Annotated in this window: 22 protein-coding genes; 5 read left to right on the forward strand and 17 right to left on the reverse strand. The window is 64.1% G+C overall.

From position 1 onward, the window contains the following. Positions 1 to 32: 32 nt before the first annotated feature. On the forward strand, positions 33 to 2,291 hold the full coding sequence (locus AC1D11_RS12875; protein ID WP_477648960.1) for a heavy metal translocating P-type ATPase: 2,259 nt from the start codon (positions 33 to 35) through the stop codon (positions 2,289 to 2,291). A gap of 135 nt (positions 2,292 to 2,426) precedes the next feature. On the opposite strand, the gene AC1D11_RS12880 is transcribed toward AC1D11_RS12875, so the two are convergent. From AC1D11_RS12880 to AC1D11_RS12910, 7 genes are all read right to left on the reverse strand, one after another. After that, positions 2,427 to 3,494 (reverse strand): ABC transporter substrate-binding protein, encoded by a 1,068-nt coding sequence (locus tag AC1D11_RS12880; RefSeq protein ID WP_477648959.1) that lies wholly within the window; start codon positions 3,492 to 3,494, stop codon positions 2,427 to 2,429. Positions 3,495 to 3,558: 64 nt separating this feature from the next. After that, entirely contained in the window at positions 3,559 to 4,713 is a 1,155-nt protein-coding gene (locus AC1D11_RS12885; RefSeq protein ID WP_477648958.1) for an NAD(P)/FAD-dependent oxidoreductase, read from the reverse strand. Beyond that, positions 4,713 to 6,095: an FAD/NAD(P)-dependent oxidoreductase gene (locus AC1D11_RS12890; protein WP_477648957.1), complete on the reverse strand. Its 1,383-nt coding sequence runs from the start codon at positions 6,093 to 6,095 to the stop codon at positions 4,713 to 4,715. The genes AC1D11_RS12885 and AC1D11_RS12890 overlap by 1 nt, the downstream gene beginning before the upstream one ends. Then, complete coding sequence (locus AC1D11_RS12895) at positions 6,092 to 6,424, reverse strand: (2Fe-2S)-binding protein (protein WP_477648956.1); 333 nt, start codon at positions 6,422 to 6,424, stop codon at positions 6,092 to 6,094. The genes AC1D11_RS12890 and AC1D11_RS12895 overlap by 4 nt, the downstream gene beginning before the upstream one ends. Continuing rightward, positions 6,421 to 7,215 (reverse strand): ABC transporter permease, encoded by a 795-nt coding sequence (locus AC1D11_RS12900; protein WP_477648955.1) that lies wholly within the window; start codon positions 7,213 to 7,215, stop codon positions 6,421 to 6,423. The genes AC1D11_RS12895 and AC1D11_RS12900 overlap by 4 nt, the downstream gene beginning before the upstream one ends. 10 nt (positions 7,216 to 7,225) lie before the next feature. Next, positions 7,226 to 8,116: an ABC transporter permease gene (locus AC1D11_RS12905; RefSeq protein ID WP_477648954.1), complete on the reverse strand. Its 891-nt coding sequence runs from the start codon at positions 8,114 to 8,116 to the stop codon at positions 7,226 to 7,228. Then, positions 8,113 to 9,183, reverse strand: coding sequence for an ABC transporter ATP-binding protein (locus AC1D11_RS12910; protein WP_477648953.1), 1,071 nt, complete (start codon positions 9,181 to 9,183; stop codon positions 8,113 to 8,115). Before AC1D11_RS12910 ends, AC1D11_RS12905 begins: the two co-directional genes overlap by 4 nt. 208 nt (positions 9,184 to 9,391) lie before the next feature. On the opposite strand from AC1D11_RS12910, the gene AC1D11_RS12915 reads away from it, so the two are divergent. Next, positions 9,392 to 10,213, forward strand: coding sequence for an IclR family transcriptional regulator (locus tag AC1D11_RS12915; protein ID WP_477648952.1), 822 nt, complete (start codon positions 9,392 to 9,394; stop codon positions 10,211 to 10,213). 4 nt (positions 10,214 to 10,217) lie between these two features. Here the strand turns inward: AC1D11_RS12915 and AC1D11_RS12920 are convergent, their stop codons facing one another. Beyond that, positions 10,218 to 11,120, reverse strand: a complete 903-nt coding sequence (locus tag AC1D11_RS12920) for a LysR family transcriptional regulator (RefSeq protein WP_477648951.1) — start codon at positions 11,118 to 11,120, stop codon at positions 10,218 to 10,220. Positions 11,121 to 11,220: 100 nt separating this feature from the next. On the opposite strand from AC1D11_RS12920, the gene AC1D11_RS12925 reads away from it, so the two are divergent. Genes AC1D11_RS12925 through amaB form a run of 3 tightly spaced genes read left to right on the forward strand, consistent with a single transcriptional unit; the run spans position 11,221 to position 14,998 of the window. Then, entirely contained in the window at positions 11,221 to 12,249 is a 1,029-nt protein-coding gene (locus AC1D11_RS12925; RefSeq protein ID WP_477648950.1) for a 2-oxoadipate dioxygenase/decarboxylase family protein, read from the forward strand. Next, entirely contained in the window at positions 12,246 to 13,490 is a 1,245-nt protein-coding gene (locus tag AC1D11_RS12930) for an aminotransferase-like domain-containing protein (protein WP_477648949.1), read from the forward strand. The genes AC1D11_RS12925 and AC1D11_RS12930 overlap by 4 nt, the downstream gene beginning before the upstream one ends. Next, positions 13,487 to 14,998 (forward strand): L-piperidine-6-carboxylate dehydrogenase, encoded by a 1,512-nt coding sequence (gene amaB / locus AC1D11_RS12935; RefSeq protein ID WP_477648948.1) that lies wholly within the window; start codon positions 13,487 to 13,489, stop codon positions 14,996 to 14,998. The genes AC1D11_RS12930 and amaB overlap by 4 nt, the downstream gene beginning before the upstream one ends. Before the next feature lie 52 nt (positions 14,999 to 15,050). Here amaB and AC1D11_RS12940 read toward each other — a convergent pair whose 3' ends face one another. From AC1D11_RS12940 to AC1D11_RS12980, 9 genes are all read right to left on the reverse strand, one after another. Further along, positions 15,051 to 15,848, reverse strand: coding sequence for an enoyl-CoA hydratase (locus AC1D11_RS12940; protein WP_477648947.1), 798 nt, complete (start codon positions 15,846 to 15,848; stop codon positions 15,051 to 15,053). 57 nt (positions 15,849 to 15,905) lie between these two features. Next, positions 15,906 to 16,730 (reverse strand): acyl-CoA thioesterase, encoded by an 825-nt coding sequence (locus tag AC1D11_RS12945; RefSeq protein ID WP_477648946.1) that lies wholly within the window; start codon positions 16,728 to 16,730, stop codon positions 15,906 to 15,908. A 28-nt stretch (positions 16,731 to 16,758) separates the two neighbouring features. Beyond that, the gene (locus AC1D11_RS12950) at positions 16,759 to 17,637 is read right to left on the reverse strand and encodes an alpha/beta hydrolase family protein (RefSeq protein WP_457281172.1); all 879 of its coding nucleotides are present in this window, start codon (positions 17,635 to 17,637) and stop codon (positions 16,759 to 16,761) included. A gap of 43 nt (positions 17,638 to 17,680) precedes the next feature. Then, the gene (locus AC1D11_RS12955) at positions 17,681 to 18,538 is read right to left on the reverse strand and encodes an alpha/beta hydrolase family protein (RefSeq protein ID WP_477648945.1); all 858 of its coding nucleotides are present in this window, start codon (positions 18,536 to 18,538) and stop codon (positions 17,681 to 17,683) included. A 90-nt stretch (positions 18,539 to 18,628) separates the two neighbouring features. Then, a complete protein-coding gene (locus AC1D11_RS12960) occupies positions 18,629 to 19,828 on the reverse strand; it encodes an acetyl-CoA C-acyltransferase (RefSeq protein WP_477648944.1) in 1,200 nt (399 codons plus the stop codon). Between the two features lie 23 nt (positions 19,829 to 19,851). Next, complete coding sequence (locus AC1D11_RS12965; protein ID WP_477648943.1) at positions 19,852 to 20,358, reverse strand: DUF4442 domain-containing protein; 507 nt, start codon at positions 20,356 to 20,358, stop codon at positions 19,852 to 19,854. 112 nt (positions 20,359 to 20,470) lie between these two features. Further along, positions 20,471 to 22,885, reverse strand: a complete 2,415-nt coding sequence (locus AC1D11_RS12970) for a 3-hydroxyacyl-CoA dehydrogenase/enoyl-CoA hydratase family protein (RefSeq protein ID WP_477651235.1) — start codon at positions 22,883 to 22,885, stop codon at positions 20,471 to 20,473. Between the two features lie 2 nt (positions 22,886 to 22,887). Beyond that, positions 22,888 to 23,772, reverse strand: a complete 885-nt coding sequence (locus AC1D11_RS12975; protein ID WP_477648941.1) for an alpha/beta hydrolase family protein — start codon at positions 23,770 to 23,772, stop codon at positions 22,888 to 22,890. A 23-nt stretch (positions 23,773 to 23,795) separates the two neighbouring features. Beyond that, positions 23,796 to 24,230: a DUF2147 domain-containing protein gene (locus AC1D11_RS12980; protein WP_477648940.1), complete on the reverse strand. Its 435-nt coding sequence runs from the start codon at positions 24,228 to 24,230 to the stop codon at positions 23,796 to 23,798. Positions 24,231 to 24,235 lie beyond the last annotated feature (5 nt).

Here is a 24,235-nt window from a genome sequence, read left to right on the forward strand (position 1 = left end):
TCTAAGGCCGCTACAGGGTTTCCAATTAGGCCATGAAATCTGAAAAAACCCTTGTTTCCGGCGTGGATGCCCCTACCGGCGACTGCTGTGGCGGCGCCCACGCCGCACACGCACCTGTATCCAATGCCGCCGGTGCCGCGGGGCGGATTTTCCGCATCGCCACCATGGATTGCAGCGCCGAAGAGTCTGACATCCGCCGCGCGCTGGAGCCGATCGCCGGTATCCGGTCCCTGGGTTTCCAGCTGGGTGCACGTACGCTACGAATAGACGCCAGCGAAGAGGCCTGTGCGACTGCCCTGGACGCCATCCGCAAGGCCGGGTTTGACCCGCAGCCTGCCCAGACGGGTGCCAACGCGCATGCAGGCGGCCACGACCATGAGGGGCATGGGCACGACCACGGCCATGATGGCGGTTTCGGCGGTTTTGGCAGCGGTGTCACCCGCCTGGCCGCGGCGCTGGTGCTGGCCGTGGGCGCCGAGGCTGTGTCTTTTTTTGCACCCGAGCTGCTGGCCTGGAAAATCGCCGGCATGGCGGTGGCGGCGCTGGCCATTGGCCTGGCCGGCCTGGACACCTATAAAAAGGGCATGGCCGCCCTGCTGCGCGGCAAGCTCAACATCAATGCCCTGATGTCGGTCGCCGTCACCGGTGCTTTCCTGATCGGCCAGTGGCCGGAAGCCGCGATGGTGATGGCGCTCTATGCCATTGCCGAGCTGATCGAAGCCAAAGCCGTGGATCGCGCGCGCAATGCCATCAAGGGCCTGCTGGACATGGCACCAGAGCAGGCCTTGATGCAGGGCGAAGGTGGCGCGTGGGCCAACACGCCGGTGGCCGCCGTGCCGCTGCAGGCCCTGGTGCGCATACGCCCCGGCGAGCGCGTACCGCTGGACGGCCTGGTGACCCAGGGCAGCAGCGCGGTCAACCAGGCGCCCATCACCGGCGAAAGCATTCCGGTCGACAAGGAGCCGGGCGACACCGTCTTTGCTGGCACCATCAACGAAACCGGTGAGATGGAAATCCGCGTCACGGCGGCGGCCGGCAACACCACGCTGGCACGCATCATCCACGCCGTCGAGCAGGCCCAGGGCAGCCGCGCGCCCACGCAACGTTTTGTCGACCGCTTTGCCGCCGTCTACACGCCGGCAGTGTTCGCCATCGCCGTTGCCGTCGCCGTGCTGATGCCGCTGCTGGCGGGCCTGAGCTGGCAAGAGTCGGCATACAAGGCGCTGGTACTGCTGGTGATCGCCTGCCCCTGCGCGCTGGTAATTTCCACGCCAGTCACGGTGGTGAGCGGACTCTCGGCCGCCGCGCGCCGGGGCATCCTGATCAAGGGCGGCACCTACCTCGAGCAGGCGCGCCTGCTCAAAGCCATCGCGCTCGACAAGACCGGTACCCTCACGGAGGGCAAGCCCCGGTTGGTGGATTGGCGCACCTGGGGCAATGCCGACGCAGCGATGGCCGCACAGCTGGCCGCCGGCATGGCCTCACGATCTGATCATCCGGTGTCCAAAGCGATTGCGGCGGGACTGAACACCGATGCCGCCGAGGTACAAGCCTTCAAGGCCCTGCCGGGCCGTGGCGTTGAGGGAACGGCCCAGGGCCAGCGCCTCGTGTTGGGCAATCACCGCCTCATCCATGAGTTGGGCCTGTGCGGTGTGGAACTGGAAACCGAACTCGCCCGGCATGAACAGCAAGGCCGCACTGTGACGCTGCTGGCCGACGGCACGCGCGTGCTGGCCCTGTTCGCAGTGGCAGACACCATCAAGCCAACGTCCCGGCGGGCGATTGCCGACCTGCAGGCCCTGGGCGTCACGCCCGTGATGCTGACCGGTGACAATGCCGCCACCGCGCAAGCCATCGCTTCGCAGGCCGGCATCAGCGACGCGCGCGGCGACCTGCTACCCGAGGCCAAGCTCGAAGCCATCAGGGAAATGCAGCGGCACTACGGCGCCACCGGCATGACAGGCGACGGCATCAACGACGCGCCCGCGCTGGCGCAGGCCGACATCGGCTTCGCCATGGGCGGCGCCGGCGCCGACACAGCCATGGAAGCGGCCGACGTGGTGATCATGAACGACAACCTGGAGCGTGTGGCCGAAACGGTGCGGCTGTCAAAAAGCACGCATGCCATCCTGTGGCAGAACATCAGCCTGGCGCTGGGCATCAAAGGCATCTTCCTGCTGCTGGCCATCTTCGGCACGGCGACGATGTGGATGGCGGTGTTTGCCGACATGGGCGCCAGCCTGCTGGTGGTGGGCAATGGTTTGCGTTTGCTGCGCGGTCGGCGCGACTAGATTGCTATAAATTTAATAGCTGCTTGCGCTCGTCTTTACTGGGCTTGCGGCCCAAAAATCATAAAACCCGAAGTGGCCCGAAAAGCCCGCTTCGGGTTTTAGCACGCGCCTGCGAAAGGTGCAGGCAATGGATGATCAGCGCTCGACCGTCTTGTTCCAGCGCGCATTCCAGGCCGGGCGGTTCTCGTTGATGGCATCCCAGTCCACCGTGGTCGCCGTTTTCATATAAACATTCATCTGGCTTACCAGCGCCGCGGCTTTGCCGCTGGCCTTGGTTTTGGGGTTGGACGGAATCTGGTCGCCAAACTCCAGCGCCGCAGCCTGCGCCTCAGGCGACAGCAGGTACTGCGCCAGTTTGTGGGCCAGCGCGGGTTCGCTGTTCTTCGCGATCACGCATTCACCGACCGTCAGCACGGCAGAGCCTTCCTTGGGTTGCACGTATTCCACGGGCAGGCCTTTTTCCTTGAGCACGCCGACGGCGGTGGGGGTGAGCGGGAACATCGCGGCCTCGCCGGTTTGCACCATTTCAGCGATCTTGGCCGAGCTCGGGATGTACTCGAGCACGTTGGGGCCTATGGTGGTGGGCCAGGCCTTGAAGCCGGGCTCCACGTTCTTGTCATTGCCGCCCTGGATACGGTTGAACAACAGGAAGCCGTGCAGGCCGAAGGTCGACGACGACAGCGACTGGAACACCACCTTGCCCTTGTACTTCGGGTTGGCCATGTCCATCCACGAGGTGGGCGGCGCCCAGCCTTTTTCGGTGAACATCTTCTTGTTGTAGGCAATGCCGGTCATGCCGATGTTGACGCCGGCGGCCATGTCACCCTTGAAGCGTGCCGTGGGAAACAGGTCATTCAGCACAGGGGTGGCCTGCATCTTCTCGCACAGGCCCATGCCGATAGCGCGGTACATGATGCCGTCGTCCAGGAACATCACGTGCATCTGCGGGTTGTCCTTGTTGGCCTGCGCCTTGGCCAGGATATCTGACGAGGTGCCGGGCACGACCACGACCTTGACGTTGTTGGCCTTCTCGAACGCGCCGAAGACGTTCTCGGTGTAGGTTTTTTCCATGGTGCCGCCGTTCATGCCGATGTACAGCGTCTTGGTCTGGGCCATGGCGTTTCCGCCGGCCAGGCCGGCGGCTGCAACAGCAAGCGACACCGCTGTAGCGCGGGCGGTCAGGAATCGTAGGGAGATGTTCATGGAAAGCTCCTGGTGGCGTTGGTGAAGTGAAGGCAGTGAAATCGAGAAGGACTGTGAAAGAGGACTAGACAACGGAGGAAGAAACGAGCCCGGCGGTTGTCGCACGCGAGTTTGCGGAAAAGCGTTCAATCGAAAAAGCGTCAATTGGCGTGGCGCTGCGGCCCTCACACACCAGGTCGGCCAGCACCGCACCCACGCCCGGCCCCAGCTGGAAGCCGCCCCCGGCGAATCCGAATGCATGAATCAGGCCCGGTGTGGTGGCGCTCGGCCCTATCACCGGCTGGCGGTCGGGCAGGTAGCCTTCGGTGCCGCTCCAGGTGCGGATGATGTGCGCGTGTTTCAGCGCCGGCAGCAGCTCGACGGTTTGCTGCATCAGGCCGGACAGGCCGCTGCGCTGTGCGCGGGCACGCTGGTCATCCAGTGCATAACCCCGGCCGCCGCCGATGACGCAGTTGCCGCGCGCCACCTGGCGGGCATAGACACCGCCGCCCTCCACGCCGAGGCTGAGATTCATGAATGCGGGCAGCGGTTCGGTCACCGACATCTCGGGATGGCCGGCCTCCATGGGCACGGGCTCACCGAACTGCGCCGCGAGGGCGCCTGCCCAGGCGCCTGCGCAATTGAGCAGGTGTCTGGCGCGAACCTCCAGCGCATCGCCCGAGCGCAGTACAAACACCGCTCCGTCGCGTGCCACTTCGTCCACCCGGGTCTGTTCGCGTACGTCGGCGCCGAGCTTGCGCGCGGCCATTGCAAAGGCCGGCGACACGAGGCGCGGGTTGGCCTGCCCGTCACCAGGGCACAGCGAGGCGCCTATGGCAGCTTTTCCCAGCCACGGGCAGCGTTCGCGCAAGGCCCGCATGGAGAGCATCTGCAAATCCATGCCGAAGCCCAACGTGCGCTCGCGGTAGCTTTCGAGCGAGACCATGTCGGCTTCGCTGCGCGCGATCTTGAGGTGCCCCGAAGGGAGGTATTCGCCGTCGATGCCGATCAGTTCGGGCAATTGCGTCCACAAGCCCTGCGCGCGCTGCGAAAGCGGCAGCTGGCTGATCGGCCGGCCCTGGCGGCGCACGCCGCCGTAGTTGACACCGCTGGAGCGCGAACCGCACAGGTCACGCTCGAGCAGCACGACCGACAAACCCATACGGCGCAGGAACAGCGCCGCCGACGAGCCCATGATGCCGCCGCCCACAATCGCAACGTCTGCCGTGACGCATTCCATTACACGCCCTCCTGCTTCATCGCCTGGTCGGCCATGGCCGAAAACGGCAGCGGCTTGATGGGCGCCTGCCCGCGCAGCCGGCCGACGCCATCAGGCTGTACCCCGCAGGCCTGTGCAAGGATTTCCGCCGCCGCCACGCTGCAGGTACGACCCTGGCAGCGCCCCATGCCCACCCGCGTCAGCGCCTTGAGGCGGTTTATCTCGCGCGCGCCGGTGTCGGCCACGCACTGGCGCAGCTCACCTGCGGTGATTTCTTCACAGCGGCAGACCACCAGTTCATCAGGGGCGGCTGCAGCCCAACCAGCGGGAAACGGAAAGGCGCGCTCCAGCCCCCGGCGAAAGACCGCCGTACGCGAAAGCTGGTTTTCGAGCGAGGCCGCGCGTGCCACATCGATCCTGTGCCCGGTGTCCGCCAGCAGCGCCAGCGCGGCACGCTCGCCAGCCCATTCCGCGGCATCAGCGCCCATGATGCCGGCACCATCGCCGGCCAGGTAAACACCTGCCACGCTGGAGCGGCCCATGGCGTCGCGCTCGGGCAATGCGCCACGCTGCAGGCTGTCATAGCGAAAACGGCAGCCCAGCAAATCGGCCAGTTGCGTTTCGGGCCGCAGCGCGTAGCCAAAACCCACGCCGTCGCAGGCGATCTCATGCGTTCGGCCGGCCTTGCGCCAGTGCATCGCCTGCACGCGTTCGTCGCCTGTGGCGCGTACCAGTTCTACGCCCTGGTGCACCGCGATGCCATGCATGCGCAACCAGCCCAGGTAATAAAGGCCCTTGGCCAACAGCGCCGGCTGGCGCAGCATGGCGGGCACGGCGGCGGCCTTGCCTGCAAAACTGGCTGTATCAAGCACCGCCGCAACATTGGCGCCGGCCCTGGCGTACTGGCAAGCAATTAAATACAGCAGCGGCCCGGTGCCGGCAAACACCACGCGCGAACCGATCGCGCAGCCCTGGAATTTCAGGGCCACCTGCGCGGCGCCCAGCGTGTAGACGCCAGGCAAAGTCCAGCCGGGAAAAGGCAGGACACGGTCCGCCGCACCGGTGGCAACGATGAGATGGCTGTAGGGCAGCGTGCTCATCAGCCCGTGATGAAGCAAGTCGAGCTTGCCGCCTTCAGCGCTCCAGACCAGGGTGTCGGGGCGGTAATCAACCTTGTCCAGGATGCCGGCCATGGCCTCATGCACCGTTTCGGCGCGCCCGGCATCAAAACCATACAGCGCCTCTTTGGACCGCGAGAAACCCGCGGGCGGCTGGCGGTAGATCTGCCCGCCCCAGCGCGGCGCTTCGTCCACCACCACGGGACGCAGGCCATGCGCCACCAGCGCCTCGGCAGCGCGCACGCCGGCCGGGCCGGCGCCCACAATCACCGCCTGCGTGCTCATACCGGTCCCTCCGCGCCAGTCACCAGCCGCATGCCTTCTTCAATGAAGGTGCTGCAGGCACGCAGGCGCCGGCCCGATTCGGTCGCGACCCAGCAGTCCTGGCAAGCGCCCATCATGCAAAAGCCGGCGCGCGGCTCGCCGCTGAATTCGCTGAAGCGCAACTGCGCGCTGTGCGTCAGCACCGCCGTCAGCACGGTGTCGCCGGCCAGGGCCTTCAGGGCTTGCCCATTGAGCACAAAGTTCACCGGTTTGCGGTTGCCTTCGGCCAGGCGGTGAAGCAGGGCTGCAGGCTTGTGGCTCACCCCGGCAATTTCAATGGTTGATTTCATTTGTGTCCGACCAGGATCTTGTCGAGGCCGTAGATGCGGTCCAGCACCAGCATGGCCACAGCCGTGAGCGCCACCATGAGGGCCGAGACGGCCGCCATCAAGGGGTCTATCGACTCGGTCGCATACATGTACATCCGCACCGGCAAGGTCACGGTGGAGGGCGCGGTGACAAAGATCGACATGGTCACCTCATCGAAGCTGTTGATGAAAGCGAGCAGCCAGCCGCCGGTAACGCCAGGCAGGATCATCGGCAGCGTGACGCGCACAAACACCGTCGCCTGGCTTGCGCCCAGGGAGAGGGCCGCCTGCTCGGCGCTGCGGTCGCTGCCCTCAACCGAGGCCAGCACCAGCCGCAGCACATAGGGCGTGATGATGACCACATGCGCCAGCGCCAGCCAGAAGAAGCTGCCGGTCGCGCCGATCAGCGAGAAGGTGCGCAGCAAGGCCACGCCCAACACCAGATGTGGAATGATGAGCGGCGAGAGGAACAGGCCATTGAGAAAATCACGGCCTGGAAAACTGTGGCGCGCAATCGCCAGCCCGGCCGGCACGGCCAGCAAGGTCGCCAGCGTGGCGGAGATGGACGCCAGCCAGAGGCTGTTCTTGAAGGACTGCACAAAGTCCGAATGCGCAAACACCGCGCGGAACCAGCGCAATGAAAACTCCGTGGTCGGAATGGCCAGCGTGTTGCCGGGCGTGAAGGCGACCACACACACAATGACCAGCGGCGCCAGCATGAAGGTGATGACGAGCGCGTTGAAGAGCAGCGCGAGGGGACCGTTTTTGGACATGGTGCGCTCCTTATCCCAAAGACTTTTTATAAGAGCGCTCAAGGACGCGGTTGTAGCTCAGCATGATGGCCAGGTTGGCCAGCAGTAGCGTGAGCGCAATGGCCGCGCCCAGCGGCCAGTTGAGTTCGTGCAGGTATTCGTCATACACCACCGTCGCCACCATCTTCAAACGCCGCCCGCCCAGCAGGCCGGGAATCGCGAAGGCGCTGGCGGAAAGGCCGAACACGATCAGGCTGCCCGACAGGATGCCCGGAAGCACCTGCGGAAAGATGATGCGGCGCAAGGTGGTGAAGTGCGAGGCCTGCAGCGACAGCGCTGCGTCTTCAACGCCCGGGTCCAGCTTTTGCAGCGAGGTCCACACCGGGATCACCATGAAGGGCAGCATCACATGCACCAGCGCGATGACCACGGCCGCTTCGGTATAGAGGATGCGCATGGACGGCAGGCCCACGGCGCGCATGGCCTGGTTGACCACGCCTTCGGGGCCGAGCAGCATGCTCCACCCAAACGCCCGCACCACCACCGACACCAGCAGCGGTGCCAGCACCACCAGCAACAAAATCGAGCGCCAGGGGCTGCGCATGCGGCTGAGCACATAGGCTTCGGGCGCGCCGACAACGATGCAGATCAGCGTGGTGAGCGCCGAAATCCACAGCGTGCGCCAGAAGATGCCGTGGTAGTAGTCGTCCGTCAGCACGGCGGCGTAATGCGCCAGGGTGAAACTGTTCTTCACGCCGGTGGCGTGGTCAAACACCTGGAACGACAGCACCGCGGTGAGCGCCAGCGGCACCAGCAACAGGCAGGCAAACAGCGTGAAGGCCGGCGCCGACAGCAGCCACGGCGTGCGCGATGCACTGGCCCGGGCCGATGTCATCGGTGCGGCCACGGCCGTGCTGTTCATGCCGGCACCCCTTGCGCGCCGGGCAGCAGGCGCACCTGCTGGGCGGTCCAGTCCAGACCCACGTTGGCGCCTTCTTCGGCGGGCGCTGTGCCGTCATTGGGGCAAACCACTGCAAGGCGGCCGGCGGCGGTCGACACCTGGTAGAGCCACTGGCTGCCAAGGAAGAAGCGCTCGTGCACCGTGCCGCCTATGCGGCCCTGGGCTTCAGGCACCAGGCGGATTTTTTCGGGGCGCAGGCTTAGCACCACGGCATCACCCTCTGAAACACCAGGAGCCTGGACTTCCAGCGGCACATTGCCGCCCACATGCACGGTGGCCCAGGGGCCGGTGGCCATTACGCGGCCTTCGAGCAAATTGGCCTTGCCGACAAAGCTGGAGATAAAGCGTGTCTGCGGATGTTCATACAAGCGGTGCGGTTCGTCGATCTGCGTCACGCGGCCGGCTTCCATCACCACTACGCGGTCGCTGATGGACATCGCTTCGGTCTGGTCGTGCGTGACCATCACGGTGGTGGTGCCGACCTTGCGCTGGATTTGCCGCAGCTCAAACTGCATTTCCTCGCGCAGTTTGGCGTCCAGGTTGGAGAGTGGCTCATCCAGCAGCAGCACGGGCGGCGAGATGACCAACGCACGCGCCAGGGCTACACGCTGGCGCTGGCCGCCCGACAGTTCACGCGGGTAGCGGGTTGCGTGCGCCTCCAGGTGCACCAGCGCCAGCGCGGCCTTCACGCGCTCAGCGCGCTCTTCCTTGGGCACGTGGCGCATCTCCAGGCCGAAACTGACGTTGTCGTACACGCTCATGTGGGGGAAGAGCGCGTAGCTCTGGAACACGATGCCCAGGCCGCGCGAATTGGGTTTGGCGTGGGTGATGTCGCGGCCGTCCAGCGTGACCTGACCCGACGTCACCTCACAAAAGCCTGCAATCATTTGCAAGGTGGTGGTCTTGCCGCAACCCGAAGGGCCGAGCAGCGAGACGAACTCGCCCTTTTCCACCGACAGGTTCATGTCGGCCACAGCGCGGGTGGCGCCATAAGACTTGTTCACATTCGCCAGGGTCAAAAAAGACATGGGGAGCACCTCTGCAACAAGGGGAATGACCAGCGCCGCACAGCAAAACGATGTGCAAAACGATGACACCCTGATGACTTCATGCTATGGCATCGCATAAAAAATCGTCAATAGGTTATTCCGTATAGAGATATCTTTATTTGATTTATTCCGTTGAACGGAATTTATATACACTTAACGCCATACTGATTCCGCCAAGGGAGACGCCATGAAAGACGATGACAATAGCTCCAGCAGCGTGCAGCGCGCCTTTTCCATCATCCGGGCGCTGGCCGCCACGCAGGCCAGGGGCGGGCGCATCACCCACATCGCCAAGGCCACGGGTCTCACCCAAGCCACCACGCACCGCATCCTGCAAAGCCTGGTGGCAGAACGTGTGGTGGAGCAGGAAACCGGCTCAAAGCTGTATCGCCTGAGCATTGATTTTTTTGCACTGGCCGCGCAGGCAGGCAACACCATGGACCTGCGCAGCCTGTGCCGGCCTTCAATGCTGCGGCTGTGTGCCAGCCTGGGCGACACTATCTTTTTGCTGGTGCGCAGCGGCTTTGACGCCGTCTGCCTGGACCGCAGTGAAGGTCCGTTTCCGATTCGCTCTTTCACCGGCGACATCGGCGGGCGCGTGGCGCTGGGCATGGGCCAGGGCGGTCTGGCCATCCTGGCGTTTTTGCCCGAGACAGAGCGTGAAGAAGTGATCCGCTACAACCTGCCGCGTGTGCGCGAGTTCGGCGTGTACGACGAGGTCTATCTGCGCACCGAGATCGAACGCGTGCGCGAACTTGGCTACGCCGGGCGCAACACCAATCTGCTCGATGGTATGGCCGGCGTCGGCGTGCCCGTGCTGGATCGAGAAGGCCGTGCCGTCGCCGCACTCAGCGTAGGCACCATCTCGTCACGCCTGAGCCCCGACCGCCTGCCCACGGTGGTGGAGTTGCTCAAGCGTGAAGCCACCGCCATCAGCGCGCAGATCAATCCGTTTGACAGCACGCTGCGGCGGCCGGCACAGAGCCTGGCGCCCGCCGATAACCCGTGATGTGTCAGGGTTGGGTAGTCTCTGAAGCCTGCTCGCGCAGCCAGCCGCGCAACTGCACCAGCGGTCGCCAGCTGGTTTTCTGTGAAGGCCAGACCAGGTAGTAAGCAAAGTCAGAGCTCAACGAAAGATCAAAGGGCACAGCCAGCGTACCGTCAGCGATATCGTCGGCCACCAGGAAGCGCGGCAGCACCGCCAGCCCCAGCCCGGCCTTCACGGCCTGCGCGATCATGGAAAAGAGCTCGTATTTGGGGCCGGTGCCTGCGCCCTGCGCATCGTCAATGCCGGCCAGCTGAAACCAGTCGCGCCAGGCGTGCGGGCGCGTGCTCTGGTGAATGAGCGTGAACTTCAGGACATCAGCCGGGCGGCGCAGCTGGCGCTTTTTCATGAGCAGCGGGCTGCACACCACCACGCTGTCTTCACCCATCAGGTATTCGGACTCGGTGCCTGGCCAGTCGGGCCGGCCATAGTGGATGGCGGCGTCCAGCCCCGTCAATGAAAAATCAAAAGGCTGCAGGCGCGTGGCCAGGTTCAGCGTCACATGCGGGTGCGCTTTCAAAAAAGACGGCATGCGCGGGATCAGCCACTTGGTGGCAAAGGTGGGCACCACGCCCAGCTCCAGCGTGCCGCCCTCGCCTTTGGACGACACCAGATCCAGCATGGCGGCCTCCAGCGAATCCAGCGCCGGGCTGACCCGCGCCAGCAGCGAACGGCCGGCGTCGGTCAGTTCGAGCTGCCGTGGAAGGCGCAAGAAGAGACTCACATCCAGGTCCTGCTCCAGCCCCAGGATCTGGTGGCTGACCGCGCTCTGGCTCACCGAGAGGTCTTGCGCCGCGAGCGTAAAGCTGCCGCGGTGGGCCGCCGCCTCAAAGGCCAGAAGGGCCTGGGTAGAAGGGATTTTTCGGCGCATTGCATGAATATATCTCATGACTCCATCGAAATACATCATTTGTGCGTGACACCGAAACTACCGAAAATCCGGCTTTCACCCGCCAACACCACGCCTGAAAATGACCCATCTCCAGAAGCTCCTCGCCTGTTGCCTGTCTACAGAAGCCGTCAAAGATATCCATGAGCAGATGTACGTTCACCCGTCGCTGCAGCAAGCCGCCTCGGGCAGCGTCACCCGCGCAGAGCTGGCGCAGGCGCTGAACATGGCGTTGTTCCACGGCCTGGTGCAGCGCGTGCCGGCCGGGCAGGACTACATCGCCAGCGACGTGGTGGCGCAAAAACGCCAGGTGGTGTTTGACCACGGTGCGCTGCGCACTGTGCGCTGGCCCAGTGGTGCCTTGCCTGCAGGTGAGGCTGCTTTCACCCGCATACTGCGCCCGCTGGGTTTTGAGCTGCAGGGCACCTACCCGCTGCCGCGCCTGAAGATGACGGGCCGCGCCTACAGCCACCACGATTTTCCAGAAGACATCGCGCAGTTCTTTGTCTCCGAGCTCCACCCCGAGCAGTTCTCCGCGCCCTTCCAGTCTGCCGTCACGCGTGTGCTGGCCAGCTCGTGCGACCCGCTGGGCCCGCAGGATATGGCGGACCTCGAACAACTCACGCGCGACGGTGCATTGCCGCTGGCGCAGGCGCTGCGCTTGTTGCCGCAACTCTTGCAGTGCTTTGACCGCCAGCACGGCGTGTTTGGCATGGATGACTATGAATTGCTGCTGGCCGAATCCGCCGAGATGGCATGGATTGCCACCGAAGGCAATGCTTTCAACCATGCGACTGACCGCGTGAGTGATGTGGACGCAGTGGCCGAACGCCAGCGCGCGCTGGGCCGGCCCATCAAGGACAAGGTCGAGGTGTCGGCCAGCGGCCGTGTGCGCCAGACCGCCTTCCGTGCCGCGACGGTTCAGCGCGAGTTCATCACCCCGCAAGGCCCCATCACGCGCGACGTGCCCGGCTCATTCTACGAATTCATCACGCGCGATGCACTGACACCCATTGCGGCGAATGAGCCCGTGCAGGTGCCTCGGCTGGACCTGGCCTTTGACGCTGGCAACGCCACCGGCATTTTCGGCATGACGGCCGCACGCGCATGAGTGCTGTGCGCGCACTTTACGCGCAAGCCAGCGGTTCACCCATACGCGCCATGCTGGCGCTGGCCGACCAGGAGGGCATGATTTCTCTGGCAGGCGGGCATCCCGACCCGGCGCTGTTGCCGGCCGACTGGCTGCGTGAATCGCTGCAGGACGTGACCAGCAAACTACAGGGCCGCAGCCTGCAATACGGCGCGACGGAAGGCTTGCCCGAACTGCGCGAAGCCAGCGCCGCCCTTCTCAACCAGCGCGGCCTGACGGCCAAGGCGGCCGAGCTGCTCATCACCACCGGCTCGCAGCAAGCCATTGATTTGCTGGCGCGCGTGCTGATCGATCCGGGCGAAGGCATCGCGGTGGAATCGTTCAACTACCCAGCCGCGTTGCAGGCTTTCCGTTTTGCAGGTGCGCGGCTGATTGAAGTTCCAACAGACGCACACGGCATGGATATCGACCGGCTCGAATCCATCCTGCAGGCCGAACGCCCGCGCGTGTTGTATGTCGTACCAAACTTTGCCAACCCGACCGGCGCCGTGATGCCGTTGGCGCGGCGGCTTCGTCTGCTGGAATTGGCCGCGCAGTACGGCGTGACCCTGATCGAAGACGACCCGTATGGTGAGCTGTGGTTTGGCGAGGCGCCGCCACCTCCGCTCGCACAACTCAACCAGCAGGCCGGCTCGCCCGCCCGGGTCGCCTACATGACCAGCTATTCCAAAGTGGTGGCCCCTGCCCTTCGCCTGGGTGTGTTGCTCGCGCCGGCGGACATCCTGCGCGCGGTGGTGCTGGCCAAGCAGGCGGCCGACGTGCACAGCGGTTCGCTGGAGCAATTGACGCTCGCAGCCATGCTGGGCTCCCATCGCATCACATCGCACCTGGACATGCTGCGCAAAGCCTACGCAGCAAAAGGAACCACGCTGACCGATGCCTTGCGCGCGCACGCCGGCGGGCTGCTCGAATTCGATGCGCCGCAAGGCGGCATGTTTGTCTGGGCACGGTTGCGCAGCGACTTGCCCCTGTTGCCGACACAAGATTGGGTGGACTTCGGGCTTCGGCATCGAGTGCTGGTAGTACCAGGCGCCGCCTTCAGCATCGGCAACGCCGCACAACCCTGGTTGCGTTTGAGTTTTGCCAACCCATCACCGGCCGCGTTGCAACAAGGCGCCGAACGGCTGGGCCGCGGGCTGCAAAGCCTCGCCACCTGCACCGCTTCCGATTTCAGGACAACCCACGAAAGGACTTCCGCATGAGTCACTCCAGCGACGTTTCATCCCTCTTTAAAACCCTGGGCGTCAACGCCGACCTCGGCAGCAAGGCGTCCGCGGCCATCGAAGTGGTCACCCCCATCGACGGCAGCTTCCTGGCGCGCGTAGCCATCCACAGCGCCAACGAAGTCGACAGCGCACTGAACAACGCCCACCAGCGCTTCATCGACTGGCGCAATGTGCCCGCACCCAAACGCGGCGAGCTGGTGCGCGCTTTTGGTGAAACCGTGCGCCGCCACAAGGCCGAGTTGGGCCAGCTGATCTCTCTGGAGACCGGCAAGATCTTGCAGGAAGGCCTGGGCGAGGTGCAGGAAGTCATCGACATCTGCGAGTTCGCCGTGGGCCTTTCGCGCCAGCTCTACGGCCTCACGATTGCCAGCGAGCGTCCCGACCACAAGCTGCTGGAAACCTGGCACCCCGTGGGCGTGGTCGGCATCATTTCGGCCTTTAACTTTCCGATGGCGGTGTTCGCCTGGAACGCGGCGCTGGCACTGGTGTGCGGCAACACGCTGGCCTGGAAGCCCTCGGAGAAAACGCCGCTGTCGGCCATCGGACTCAACGGCCTGCTGCTGCAAACGGCGAAAAACCTGGGCCTGGCGACAGAAGGCCTGAGCGAATTACTGATCGGCGAGCGCGCTACCGGCGAGGCGCTGGTCAAGCACCCGCATGTGAAACTGGTGAGCGCTACCGGCTCCACCGCCATGGGCAAGAACGTGGCCATCGCCTGCGCGGGCCTCTTCAAGCGTTCACTGCTGGAGCTGGGCGGCAACAACGCAGCCATCGTCTGCCCTTCGGCCAACCTGGAACTGGTGGTGCGCGGCGCGGCTTTCGCGGCGGCAGGCACTGCGGGCCAGCGCTGCACCAGCCTGCGCCGCCTGATCGTGCACCGCTCGATCTACCCGGAGCTGGTCAAGCGCCTGGTGGCCGTGTTTGAACGCCTGCCCATCGGCAACCCGCTCAAGGACGGCACGCTGGTTGGCCCGTTGATCGACATCCGCGCGTTTGAGGCCATGCAGTCTGCCCTGGGCGAAGCGAAGAAGCTGGGCGCCACCGTGCATTTCGGCGAACGCCAGCCGGGTGACGGCACGGCCCACTATGTGCGCCCCGCCATCGTGGAGCTGAAAGAGCAGGCCGGCCCCATGCTGCACGAGACCTTCGCGCCGATTCTGTACGTAGTGCCTTATGACAACTTTGACGAAGCCATCGCGCTGAACAATGCCGTGGTGCACGGCCTGTCGTCGGCCGTCTTCACGCAGGATCTGCGCGAAGCCGAACAGTTCACCTCGGCGCGTGGCTCCGACTGCGGCATTGCCAATGTCAACATCGGCACCAGCGGTGCGGAGATCGGTGGCGCCTTTGGTGGCGAGAAAGAAACCGGCGGTGGACGCGAGTCGGGCTCCGATTCGTGGAAGGCCTATATGCGCCGCGCGACCAATACCGTCAACTACGGCAGCAGCTTGCCGCTGGCGCAGGGCATCCGGTTCGATATCTAAAAGCCTATGCGGATCGGTGCTGCTCCTTCCCCTCTGGGGGAAGGAGCAAGATTCAAACCGCCGAAAAATCCGGCTTGCGCTTCTCCATAAAGGCGGAAAAGGCTTCGCGCGCAGCGGGCTCGCCCAGCATGCGGCCAAAGCTCACACCCTCTTCGGCCATCCGCTCGGCCACCACGGTGGCGTTGCCTTTTTTCATGAGGCGCTTGGTTTCCATCAGCGCGCTGAGCGGTTTGGCGACCAGCTTTTGCGCCTGCCGCTGGGCCAGCGCATTGGCTTCGGCGGGCGGCACGATGCGGTTGATGAGGCCGATCTCGAGTGCGGTCTCGGCCGTGAAAGGTTCGCCCAGCAGCAGCGCCTCGGCGGCGCGCGGGTAACCCATGAGCTGCGGCACCAGAAAGCTCGACGCGGCTTCAGGGCACAGGCCCAGGTTGACGAAAGGCATGGAAAACGCAGCGTTGTCTCCGGCGTAGACCAGGTCGCAGTGCAGCAGCAGCGTGGTGCCTATGCCGACCGCGGGGCCGCACACAGCGGCTATCAGCGGTTTGGGAAAGCTGCTGATGCCGCGCAGGAAACGGAAAACCGGCGAATCGGGCGTTGAAGGCGGCTTGTTCAGGAAGTCGCCGATGTCGTTGCCGGCGGAAAAAATGGTTTCATGTCCCTGGATCACCACCACACGAACAGCCGCATCATGGTGGGCCGACTCCAGCGCATCGGCCATGGCGCCGTACATCGCAGAAGTGATGGAATTTTTTTTGTCCACACGGTTGAGCGTGATGGTCATCACGCCTGCATCGACGTGGCTCAGGATTTCGGGAATGCTGCCGGTGGAAATGGGGGTGGGAGTGTTCATGGTGTTTTCCGTTAAGACGCAAGTGTAGGCGGCCGGCCATGCACGCTGCCTGCGGGCCTATTCTTTGTAATAAACAACCTGCGTGCTGGTAGCCAGCAGCACGCCGGCTTCGCTCCACAGCTGCGCAGTCTGATCAAAAAAGCCGTTGCGAAAGGCCTGGGCCCGGGCCTGGCCCAGCAAGAAGCCGTCGCCGCATTGCGCTAGCTGTCGGCTGTCCGCATGGAAGTAAGTGGTGATGGAAACCGTACCTGCGGGCACGCGCGTGGCGCGGCGCAGCCAAACACGCGGGTAGAACACGTCAGACATGGCCGCCAGCGCCGGGAAATCGAGCGGGCGCGGCGGGTCGTCGCGCACCCATAGCTGCGTGAGGCTGTCTACGCCGCTGCCGTCCCAAACGTGCGGAATCGCGCCGCGCACCGGCCGCATGTCGTAGCGACTCGTCCATGCGGATGTTGAAAACCGCAGCCTGCCCGAAGCGTCGGCCAGCGTGACCGCGGGCATGGGCGTGTCGTTGAGGCTCCAGGTCTCGCGCCGCACGGCCGTGACGGCTGTGGCTGTCATCACGGCACCGGCGACGTCGCCGTCCTGCGACAACTCCACCACCCAATGCTGGGTGGAACGGTTGGTGCGGGCCGGCCTGGCCGTGACGGTGAACGGCCCTTCTGCCATGGCCGCCGCATAGTTCACAGTCAGCGCCACCGGCTCGCCCAGCAGTGCCGGGTGCAGCAGGATGGCACGCAGGGCCGTGGCCGCGGTAGTGCCGCCGAAGGGGCCCACCATGTTCCAGTACTCAGGGCTGCTGTGACCCAGCCAGGTGTCGGGCCTGTCGCTGCCGGCAGCTTCCAGCCTGAGCGCGTCGTCAAAAGTATGCGTGCTTGTCATGTCGGCAGGTGTGATGGGGCTTTCCGCTTCAAACCGGGGCTTTGGCGGCACCGGTCATGCCGTCGATGATCTGCTGGGCGCGCGGCCACAAGGTCTGGTTGAACTGTTCGCGGAAGAAGCCAAAATGCCCGATGCGCCTGACCTTGAGGTCTGCCGGTGCGATGCGTTCAAAGCTGCGCGGTGCATTGCTGTACAGGTTGATGAGGTTTTGCGTGCCGCGCCAGGTCATCAGCTCGTCGTCTGTCATGGACAGCGCGGTCACCGGAAAACTGACCCGCCCATAACTCAGCCGTGCGCTTTCTCCCTCGGCCCCCACGCTGTAGTGCGGATCCAGGCACCACTTGCGCCACTGCAGCATCACGCCGGCTGGCAGGTCGCCGACTTTTTTGAGCCTGCGCCCGGGGAAATAACCGCAAAGGCGCGTGGCCAAAGGCACCAGCACATACCAGAAGTACAGAATCAGGCGCCTGAGCTGCGGTGCATTGTCGCGCCAGTAACCGCTTCCTGCCGCAATGCTGACGAGGCCATCGATCTTGTCCTGATTCTTCAGGAAACCCGGCAGCTGCGCACCCAGGCTGTGACCCAGCAGGTAAAGCGGTGTATCCGGCAAGGCTGCCTTGGCGGCATCCACCACAGCCTCATAGTCGGCGGCCCAGTCGAGCAGGTCGGCCTTGAAACCACGCAGGCTGCCGCTGGCGGTGTTGGGCAAGGACTCGCCCGAACCCCGGTAGTCAAAAGTGGTGACGCAAAAGCCCTGGGCAGAAAGCCACTGCGCAAACGGTGCGTAATAGTCTTGCCGCACACCCATGGCGCCACCGATGACCACGCTGGCACGCGCAGGCGAAGAAGGCGCATAAACGCGAGTGGACAGTTGCGCCGTGCCTGAACTGAGGATCTGCATCTGCATCACGTGCTCCTGGAAATGGATGAACTGAAACCGGGCACACGCATCAGGCGTGAAGGTGTTGCACAAGCTGCGGCCAGAAGCTGGCACGCAGCTTGTCGCGAAAGTAGCCGAAGTGGCCTATATGCCTGACACCCAGATTTCCCGGGTCAAGGGTCATGCATTGCACCGGTTCACGTCGCACACCGAACAAGGCCACAAACCGGTCTGACGACCACTGTGAAAAGACCTCGTCATCGCTTGAGTTGAAGTAGGTGATGGGCGTCTGCACGCGTTCAAAACGTTCACGCTGATGGGCATCACGCGCCAGGTAGTCCGGATGGCGACACCAGCGCGTCCATTGCCGCATCACACCTGCGGGAATGTTGCCAACCTTGCGCAGTTTCCGGCCCGGGAAGTAACCGAACAACGGTACCAGCAAGGGCGCCCAGATCTGGGTGGCGGCAAACAGGCCCCAACGCGGCACCGCTTTGCGCAGGCGCGGCCAGTAACCGCTGCCACTGGCAACCAGCACGGCACGCTGAAAGAGGTGCGTAGTTTCGGAGCTGGCAAACAATTGCCCGCCCAGGCTGTGCCCCAGGTAGTAAAGCGGAAGGTCCGGCACACGTTGCCGCAGGAACCGGGCAGCGGCGCTCACGTCCTGCTGTCCCCAGGTGTCGAAGGTGGCATCGGTGGACGCCACACGCTCACCGCCGGAGGCAAAAGTGCCGCGGTAATCGAGTGTCAGCACGGTAAAACCCTGCGCGGCCAGCCAGCGGGCAAAAGGCTCGTAGTGCTGCTGCGGGGTGGCCATGGCACCGGCCAGCAAAACACCGCCGCGGGCCAGACCTTCCGGGGGGTCTGCTGCAAACACCGTCGCCGCCAGCGCCCAGGAGTCCTGGGTCAGAACCGTAGTTCGCTCCATCTTCTGTCTCCAGTCAGGAAAAGCCCAGTCTGCCCCGCAGCTGCCATAACCGCTGCCGCAAGCGCGACAGCGGGGTCGCCGCCCACGGCCTTACACGCGTTCGAAAATACCCGCAGCGCCCTGACCCATACCTACGCACATGGTCACCATGCCGTACTTGAGCTGGTGGCGATGCAATGCGTGGATCACAGTCGCAGCGCGGATCGCACCCGTCGCACCCAGCGGATGGCCCAGGGCGATTGCGCCGCCCATGCGGTTGACTTTGGAGGCGTCGAGCTTGAGTGTATTGATCACCGCCAGCGACTGTGCGGCAAAGGCTTCATTCAATTCAAACCAGTCGATGTCTTCCTGCTTGAGGCCGGCATAACGCAAGGCCGCGGGGATGGCTTCGATCGGGCCAATGCCCATGATCTCGGGCGGCACGCCCTTGGCGGCGTAGCTGACAAAGCGGGCGAGCGGCTTCAGGCCGAAGTCCTTGACCGCCTTTTCGCTGGCCAATACCAGCGCACCCGCACCATCGGAGGTCTGCGAGCTGTTGCCGGCGGTGACCGAGCCGCGCGCGGCAAACACCGTCTTGAGTTTGGCCAGGCCTTCCAGCGAGGTATCAGGCCGTGGGCCTTCATCCAGGCTCACGGTGCGCGTCTTGGCGACGACTTCGCCGGTTTCCAGGTTGGCGGTGCGGTCGGTCACCTCAACCGGCGTGATCTCGTTGCTGAACTCGCCGGCCTGCTGCGCCTTGATGGCCTTGAGGTGTGACTCGAGCGCGAACTGGTCTTGCGCTTCGCGCGAAACCTTCCACTGCTGCGCCACCTTCTCGGCCGTCAAGCCCATGCCGTAGGCGATGCCGACGTTCTCGTCGTTCATAAACATACTGGGCGACAGTGAAGGCGAGTTGCCCGACATGGGCACCATGCTCATGCTCTCGGTGCCGGCGGCGATCATCACGTCGGCTTCGCCCACGCGGATGCGGTCGGCCGCCATCTGGATCGCCGAGAGGCCGGAGGCGCAAAAGCGGTTGACGGTGATGCCGCCCACGCTGGTGGGCAGGCCGGCCAGCACCGCGCCTATGCGCGCCACATTCAGGCCTTGCGGGCCTTCGGGGATGGCGCAGCCGCAGATGATGTCTTCAATTGCCTTCGGATCGAGCGAAGGCACTTGCGCCAACGCGGCCTGCAGCGCCTTGACCAGCAGGTCATCGGGCCGCATGTTGCGGAAATAGCCGCGGCCCGAGCGCCCGATTGGCGTGCGTGTAGCGGCGACGATATAAGCTTCCTGGACTTGTTTGGCCATGATGGTTTCCTTCAATTTCTCGGTTAACTTTTCCGTGGGCCGGAGGGGATCCAGGCCCAGACAAATTCGCATTCGACCGGGTTGACGCCGGCTTCATCGGTCACGGTGACCGGCACGGTGACTTCGCCCTTGTCGCTGGCCTGCATGGCCGCGCGCTGCTCGTCGCTCAAGGTGGCCACCGCGCGCAGGGCGCCGGTGGCGCGCTTTCTGAACGCCATCTTGAGTTCCTTGGCCAGCGGGATGCAGTCGTCGCGCACGTTCATGCCGACCACCATGCCGGTGGCGGTTTCCGCCAGCAGGTTCATGGCCGAGGCATGCACGCCGCCGATGTGGTTCTGCACCTTCTTCTCGTTTTTGATGCCGATCTCGACCCGGACCGTGCCCATCTCAATAAAGTCCAGGCCGGCGGTGCCGGTGAATGGCACAGCGCGGCGCAGCACCACGCTGCGGAACCAGCCGCGGGCAAACGCCGGTACTTCCTCAAGCCGCTGCAGCTGCCGCGCCAGACGGTTGGGTTGTTGGTCGCTCATGAACTTCTCCCGGCCAGCAAACGCCGCGGAACCGGCTTTGCCGGGCCGCAGGCGTTGCCCCCTGCAAGGGGGAAAGGCGCTACACGCAGTGAGTGTCCGATGGGGGTGTTCATCAGTTTCTGACTGGTTTGCCGGTGCTCATCATTCCCATGATTCGCTCCTGGGTTTTTGGATGCTCAAGAAGAGAGCAGAAAGCTTTGCGCTCCAGGGTCATCAAATACTCTTCCGTCACCAGCGTGCCGGCATCGACATCACCGCCGCAGACCACACCCGCGATCAGGCCGGCGATGTGGAAGTCGTGCGCGCTGATGAAGCCGCCGTCGCGCATGTTGACCAGCTGGCCCTTGATGGTGGCCAGGCCGCTGCGGCCCACCACCGGGAACTGGCGCCTGTGCGGTGCGCGGTAGCCGGAGTTGAACAGGGCGCGCGCCTCATTCAGCGCCACGAACAGCAGCTCGTCCTTGTTCGGCACGATCACGTCGCTGTCGAGCAAATAGCCAATCTTGCGGCTTTCAATCGCGCTGGTGCCGACTTTGGCCATCGCAGCAGCCGTGAAGCCTTCGGTAAGGAAGGGCAGGATGTCCTTGTTGGTCGAGGTGCCGGCATTTTCTGCGGCGCGGCGGGCAATGTAGGCCAGGCCACCGGCGCCGGGCACCAGGCCCACGCCGACTTCGACCAGGCCGATGTAGCTTTCCATCGCGGCCACACGCTTGGCCGAATACACCGCCATTTCGCAGCCACCGCCCAGCGCCAGGCCGCGAATGGCCGACACTACGGGCACAGCCGCATAACGCAGCTTGAGCATCACGTTCTGCAGTTCGGCCTCTGCCCCTTCAATCGCCTTGGCGCCGCCCATCATGAAGGCGGGCAGCATGGCCTGCAGGTCGGCGCCTGCGGAGAACATCTCGTCGTTGGACCAGATGACCATGCCCTTGTAGCTTTTCTCGGCCAGGTCCACACCCATCGCCAAACCTTCAGCCACGTCGGGGCTGATGGCATGCATCTTGGTCTTGATGCTGGCGATCAGCACGTCGCCATTCACACCGTCCAGCGTCCAGAGGCGGATCGCGTCGTCTTCATGCAGCGTGGTGCCTGCCGTCTCGAACGCGGGCGCCTTGGCGCCGAGCACGTCTTCGGGGAAGACCTGGCGCTCATAGACCGGCAGCTGGCGGCGCGGGATGAATTTCTTGGCAGATGCGCTCCACGAACCTTCGGCCGTATGCACGCCACCGGCGTCGGCCACCGGACCCTTGAACACCCAGTCAGGCAGCGGCGCTTTGGACAGCGCTTTGCCGGCGTCAATGTCTTCCTGGATCCAGGTAGCGACCTGCTTCCAGCCGGCTTGCTGCCACAACTCGAAGGGGCCTTGCTTGGAACCAAAACCCCAGCGCATGGCGAAGTCGATGTCGCGTGCGGTTTCGGCAATGCTTTCCAGATGCACGGCGGCATAGTGGAACTGGTCGCGCAGGATGGCCCAGAGGAAGCGCGCTTCGGCGCCCTCGGCTTCGCGCAAAAGCTTGAGGCGCTCGCCCGCGGGCTTTTTCAGCATGCGGCCGACAACTTCATTGGCCTTGGCGCCGGCGGGCACGTATTCCATGCTCTCGGGGTCCAGGCGCAGGATGTCGCGGCCCTGTTTTTTGTAGAAACCGGCGCCGGTCTTCTGGCCCAGGCTTTTCGATTCAAGCAGCTTGGCCAGCACGGGTGGCGTGCCGTAGACATCGGAAAACGGGTCTTCTACCTTGCCGGGGCCAAGGTTGTCTTGCAGCGTCTTGATGACGTGGGCCATGGTGTCCAGGCCCACCACGTCGGCGGTGCGGAAGGTGCCTGAGCTGGCGCGGCCCAGCTTCTTGCCGGTGAGGTCATCGACCACGTCATAGGTCAGACCGAAAGTTTCGGCCTCCTTGATGGTGGCCAGCATGCTGGCGATACCCACGCGGTTGGCGATGAAGTTGGGGGTGTCGTGGGCACGGATCACGCCCTTGCCCAACGCGCTGGTGACAAAGGCCTCCAGGTCGTCCAGCACCTTGGGTTCGGTGGTCGGCGTGTTGATCAGCTCCACCAGCGTCATGTAGCGCGGCGGGTTGAAGAAATGAATGCCGCAAAAGCGCGGCTTGATGGATTCAGGCAGCGCCTCGCTGAGCTTGGTGATCGACAGGCCCGAGGTGTTGCTGGCCACGATGGCACCTTCAGCAATGAAGGGCGCGATCTTGTGGTACAGGTCGGTCTTCCAGTCCATGCGCTCGGCAATCGCCTCGATGATGAGGTCGCACTCCCTGAGCAGCTCCATGTTCTCTTCGTAGTTGGCCTGCTGGATCAGCGCCGCGTCTTCTGGCACGCCCAACGGGGCGGGCTTGAGCTTCTTGAGGCCTTCGACTGCCTTGATGACGATGCCGTTCTTCGGACCCTCCTTGGCGGCGAGGTCGAACAGCACCACCGGCACCTTGACGTTGACCAGGTGGGCGGCGATCTGCGCACCCATAACGCCGGCGCCGAGTACGGCGACTTTTTTGACTTGGAATCGTGACATGGTTAAGACCTCATGGGAGATGACTGGTTGAAAAATTCGAGCACCGCGCCCCAATAGCGCTGCGGCTCGTCGCGCATGCCGTGGGTGTGGTCGGCGCGTTCGAGGATCAGGCGCTGGATGCGTTCAGGCCGTGAAGCAGCCTTCTGCAAGGCATCGCCGAAATGCACCGGCGTCCAGCGGTCGCCCTGGCTGTGGATCAGCAGCACGTCCACGTCGCGCATGTTGGCAAGGTGGTGTACGGGCCGCAAGCGCAGCTCGCCTTGCGGATTGATGCGCCGGCTTATGTTGAGAACCGCATGGGCAACAGGGTAGGCTTTCCAGAAATCCGGCAAGGTGGGCGAGCAGGCTTCGGCCACCACCTTGTCATAGGGAAAATCCGCTTCATCAATGGCGCTCAGCGTATTGATCGCGCCGAAAGACGCCGTGAGCGCATGCACCGGCAGCCCGGTAAAAGCGCCACGCGCCCAGCAGCCCACCGATATCACGTCACCGGGGTAATCGAAGTTGGTCGACGGGCTTTCACCGAAACCGTTGAAGTCGAAAGCCACCACATGAAAGCCTGCGCCCAGCAACGCCTGGGCATGGCCGTGGCGCAACCAGAAGCCCTTGCAAGCGAAACCCATGGGATGGGCACACACCACCACGCCACGCGCCGGTAACGGCGTGCGCGCGACGATGGCCTCCAGCCGGCTCGTGCTGCGGCTCGCTATCTGTACCCGCTCCCAGCCTTCTTGCGGCACGTCCGCGGGCCAGCGCCAGGGTTTCATGAAGCGGCCGAAAAACGGCTTTTTCAGCAGGTGGTGCCCCCACCAGCGGCGCGCGGCCGGCGGAGTGCTTCCACCGGCACCGAAAGGCAGTGACCGCAAACGGGAAATTGCTTCACCCATGGCGAGTCCTCACTTGCAGCTGCTCATTGCACGCGCACCCAGGTTTGGGTGCGGCCAAAAGGCCCGATGGAGCCGCGCACTTCCATTTTCTTGCCACCCTCAACAGGTGTCATCTTGAGGGAATAGCTTTTGCCATTCTCGGGGTCAAGAATCTTGCCGCCTTCCCAGACATCACCGTCGGGCGATTTTTTGGCACCGCGGATGATTTCGAGGCCCAATCGGGGCTTGTCCTTGCGGTCGTCCGTGCATTCGGTGCAGATGTCGTCGGGTTTGACGCCCGGGGACAGGCGCTTTTCGACTTTTCCGCTCAACACGCCACCTGTGTCGACAATACGCACCTCGACCTTGGGATCGCCGGTTTTTTCGTCAAAGCCGCGCCAGAGGCCGACCGGCGTGTTCTGGGCCAGCGCCGGGATAGCCATCAAGCCCAAAACAATCATCAGCAGTTTGCGTTTCATGGTGT

This window comes from Polaromonas sp. P1_E11 (assembly GCF_056405995.1).